We start from the raw sequence: 4,056 nt of genomic DNA, 5'->3' as shown, positions 1-4,056 counted from the left end.
GGTCGGCGTCGAGCGCGCTCATGGCAGCGGTCACGGCAGCGCCGAAGCCGGTGATTCCGATGACATTCTCGGTTCCGGCGCGGCGTCCCCGCTCCTGCCCGCCGCCGCGCAGCAGCGGCGCCAGCCCTTCCGCACCCGGCCCGAGAAGCAGCGCGCCGACGCCCTTGGGACCACCGATCTTGTGCGCGGATATGGTGGCAAGGTCAGCACCCACATCTTTGATAGCGAAAGGTATTTTTCCAAGTGCCTGAATCGCATCGACATGCAGCAGAGAGCCTGCCCCGTGCACGATGGCGGCGACTTCGGAGATCGGTTGAAGCGCGCCAGTCTCATTGTTGGCGGCCATGACCGAAACCAGAGCCGGCGGCCCATCCGAGAGCCGCAACGCAAGCTGCTTCAGGTCAATCACGCCCGAGGAGGTAACCGGAACGATCTCAACCAGATCGTGCGGGAACTGGCCCCCTGACAGCACCGAGGGGTGCTCGATCGCGGAGAGCAGCAGCCGCCCAACCGGTCCGGCCGGCGAGCGCAGGCCTGGATTGAGCGCCAGCGCATTGGCCTCGGTGCCGCCGGACGTGAATACCACATTGCGGGCCATGGCGCCCATGGACCGCGCCACCGCCTCGCGGGCATCCTCCATCAGCCGCCGCGCCTGCCGGCCTTCGGCGTGGACCGACGATGGGTTCCCGACGAGATCGAAGGCGGCCGTCATTGCCGCGCGCGCCTCGGGGCGCAGTGGCGTGGTCGCGTTCCAATCGAGATAGATCCGGTCAGGCATGAGATGGTCTTATCAGCTTTCTCGTCGGCGCCAACTTGGCCGTCTGCCACTATGATATGGTTGGTCAAGGAGATCCGTGAAAGTCGGCATCATGAACCAGATCCCACCCATGCGGCCGCATCCGGCCGACCGGCTGTTCTACATCGCTGTCGTCGTGATCTCGCTCGGGATCGGATTGGTCAACGCGCTGTCCAGGGCGCAGGACGCCCTACGGCAGGGCGCCCCTTATGATTTGGGCACACAGCTGCTGTGGGAAATGACCAGCATCCTCGTCATTCTCCTGCTGGTGCCGCTGCTGCTTGCCGGCGTGCGACGGATGCGGCAATCGCCCGGCCGAATCCGACAAGTCGGGATTGCACTCGCGACCATCGCGATCTTCTCAGGCCTTCACATCGCCGGCATGGTGGGCCTGCGCAAGCTGCTGATGGGGCTGGCCGGCGGCTTCTATGACTTTCACGTCTCGCTGGCGACCGTGCTCTATGAAGTCCGCAAAGACATCGTGACCGCATTCCTGATCGGCAGCTCGATCTGGTTGTTCGACCGAAGCCGCAAGCTTGCGCCGAGCGAAGCCGTGTCCGCGCTGCCCGACCCGGCGCCCGCGACGCCGCAGGGGTTCTGGCTGCGCGACGGCACGAGCCGTGTGCGGGTCATGCTCGCCGACATTGTCTGGGTCGCTTCCGCCGGCAACTACATCGAATACGGTTTGGCCGATGGCACCAGGCATCTGATCCGCGGCACGCTCGCTGCGGCGGAAGGCCAATTGGCCGGCCACAACATCGTTCGGATCCATCGCACCCGGCTTGCCAATCTCGATCGCGTCACAGCATTGACCGCGAAGCCATCAGGAGATTTCGACCTCACCTTTGACACCGGCGAGACCGTCCAGGGCAGCCGGCGCTACCGGAGCGCGGTCAATCCGGGCGAGACCGCCGGGCGCGCGGCGATGGCCTGAAAACACCAATATTCCCAATCGATTGAGAGCGCAGACCGCAAGATCCTGCAGGGATTCACCGGCCGGGACCGGTCCGCGCCCGCAGATCAGGAGCTAACGTCTTGAAGGCATTGCGGGATGTTCAAAATCCTTGCTTTTGGCCCCTCGGCTCATGCTAGAAGGCGGCCACCTGTTCACGAAAGCGTCGTTCCCACCACCCAATTCGGCGGCGCTTCCAATCACCACTTTTCCTGCGGGGTTTCGTCGGCGAGCAGCCGGACGAAGCAAGCACGAAGTCGGTCGATGATCTCTCAAGGATTCCCTGATGCCTGAAGTCATCTTCAACGGTCCGGCGGGCCGCCTCGAAGGCCGTTATCATCCGGCCAAGCAGAAGAACGCGCCGATTGCGATGATCCTGCATCCGCATCCGCAATTCCATGGCACGATGAACCACCAGATCGTCTATCAGTGCTACTACGCCTTCGCGCATCGCGGCTTCTCGGTGCTGCGCTTCAATTTCCGCGGCGTCGGCCGCAGCCAGGGCTCGTTCGATCACGGCACCGGCGAGTTGTCTGATGCGGCCTCCGCGCTCGACTGGGCGCAGACCATCAATCCCGAGGCACGCGCCTGCTGGGTTGCCGGCTTCTCGTTCGGCGCCTGGATCGGCATGCAGCTGCTGATGCGCCGGCCCGAGGTCGAGGGCTTCATCTCGATCGCGCCGCCCGCCAACCTCTATGACTTCTCGTTCCTGGCGCCCTGCCCGTCGTCGGGCCTGATCGTGCATGGCGAGCGCGACGCCGTGGTGCCGCCGAAGGACGTCAACACCCTGGTCGAGAAGCTGAAGACACAGAAGGGCATCGTGATCGACCAGCAGGTCATTCCCGGCGCCAACCATTTCTTCGACAGCAAGCTCGAGCCGCTGATGGAGACCATCACGGCCTACCTCGACATGCGCCTCGCCAACGTGCGCTAACAAAAGCCATGAACTTATAGGGTGGGCAAAGCGAAGCGTGCCCACCATCACAACCACGGCTTGGATCGTGGGCACGGCGCGTTGCGCCTTTGCCCACCCTACAGATCCCGTCGTCGTGACGACGTCTGCCTCCTTACGCCGGCTGCTTCAGTAAATAGGCGTTGTGACGCTCCAGGAAGGCGCGCAGCAGCGCGGGATAGTCGGGGCCGACGGCAGTCTTCACGCTCGGCCGCTCTGCCAACGCCTTACGCCACGCGCGTAGTCTCGGCGTCGCAGTGAAGATGCCGAGATCGCCGAGCGCATCGAACACCTCGAAATAGCGGAAGATCGGCGCGAACACCGCGTCAACCAGGCTGAAGCTTGCGCCGGCAAAGAACGGTCCGTCGCCAAGCGCGTCTTCAACGCGGGCGAATTTGGCGGTCAGCGCCTGCCGCTTGGACTCGAAGATCGCGGCGTCCGTCGTGGTCTCAAGCCCCCAGAGATCCGACAAGATCGCCGAGCCGAATTCCATCCAGGCGCGATGCCGGGCGCGCGTCAACGCATCGGCCGGATGCAGCTTCGCGCCTGCCCGCGTCTCCTCAATGTACTCGCAGATCACGTTGCTTTCAAACAGCGTGACCTCGCCGCCGTCGGTCGCGATCGACAATGCGGGCACCTTGCCGAGCGGCGAGATCTTCAGGAACCAATCTGGCTTGTTAGCCAGATCGATATCAATCCGCTCGAACGGGACGCCCTTCTCGTTCAGCGCGATCACCGCGCGCTGCACGTAAGGACAGAGCTTGTGACTGATCAGCTTCAGCGCGGCGGTCATGGAGGGATCCTCGCTCGTTTCATGCAGACGCATCAAGTTACATGCATCTGCATCTAACGGTCAAGATCCATGCACCTGCATCGATTAGGGGCGCGCCATCACCCCGCCGGTCATCGGCATCGGCACACCTGTCGTGGTGGGATAGCTGAGCGGCAGGCCCTTCATACCGCGCGCGGCGAGGAAGCCGAACGCCTGCGCCTCGATCGCATCCGCCGACCAGCCGAGCGCGTCGGCGGCTTCGACCGGGGCCGGTGCCAGCCGCTCGCGCAGCATCCGCATCATCGTGAGGTTGCGGGCGCCGCCGCCGGCGATGATCCAGCTCGCAGGCACCTTCGGCAGCAGCGGCACGATCCGGCCCAGCGCCGCCGCGGTGAATGCGGTCAGTGTCGCGGCGCCGTCGGCGGGCGCCATACCACCGAGCCTGAGCGCGGCGAAATCATTGCGGTCGAGCGATTTTGGCGGCGGAGCTGCGAAGAACGGCAGCTCCAGCGCGCGGGCGATCCAGGCGTCGTCGACACGGCCCTGTGCGGCAAAGCGGCCTTCGCAGTCGAACGGCGCATGCA

General features: G+C 64.6%; 5 protein-coding genes. 2 read left to right on the top strand and 3 right to left on the bottom strand.

Annotation, left to right across the window (positions count from 1 at the left end):
* A partial coding sequence (locus WA702_RS19700) for a cysteine desulfurase family protein (protein ID WP_425112215.1) occupies nucleotides 1-778 on the bottom strand: 778 nt, incomplete at its 3' end.
* A 76-nt stretch (nucleotides 779-854) separates the two neighbouring features.
* On the opposite strand from WA702_RS19700, the gene WA702_RS19695 reads away from it, so the two are divergent.
* Nucleotides 855-1,730 carry a LytTR family DNA-binding domain-containing protein gene (locus WA702_RS19695; RefSeq protein WP_425112214.1) on the top strand — a complete coding sequence of 292 codons (876 nt, stop codon included), beginning with the start codon at nucleotides 855-857 and terminating at the stop codon, nucleotides 1,728-1,730.
* 304 nt (nucleotides 1,731-2,034) lie between these two features.
* Nucleotides 2,035-2,682 carry an alpha/beta hydrolase gene (locus WA702_RS19690; protein WP_425112213.1) on the top strand — a complete coding sequence of 216 codons (648 nt, stop codon included), beginning with the start codon at nucleotides 2,035-2,037 and terminating at the stop codon, nucleotides 2,680-2,682.
* A gap of 133 nt (nucleotides 2,683-2,815) precedes the next feature.
* Here the strand turns inward: WA702_RS19690 and WA702_RS19685 are convergent, their stop codons facing one another.
* Together WA702_RS19685 and WA702_RS19680 are read right to left on the bottom strand one after the other, a co-directional pair.
* Complete coding sequence (locus WA702_RS19685) at nucleotides 2,816-3,493, bottom strand: glutathione S-transferase family protein (protein ID WP_425112212.1); 678 nt, start codon at nucleotides 3,491-3,493, stop codon at nucleotides 2,816-2,818.
* Between the two features lie 84 nt (nucleotides 3,494-3,577).
* The coding region (locus WA702_RS19680; RefSeq protein WP_425112211.1) for an anhydro-N-acetylmuramic acid kinase at nucleotides 3,578-4,056 on the bottom strand (479 nt) is incomplete at its 5' end.

The sequence above is a fragment of the Bradyrhizobium sp. genome (assembly GCF_049798375.1).
GTDB lineage: Bacteria > Pseudomonadota > Alphaproteobacteria > Rhizobiales > Xanthobacteraceae > Bradyrhizobium.
This window is presented reverse-complemented; position numbering and strand designations above follow the sequence as displayed.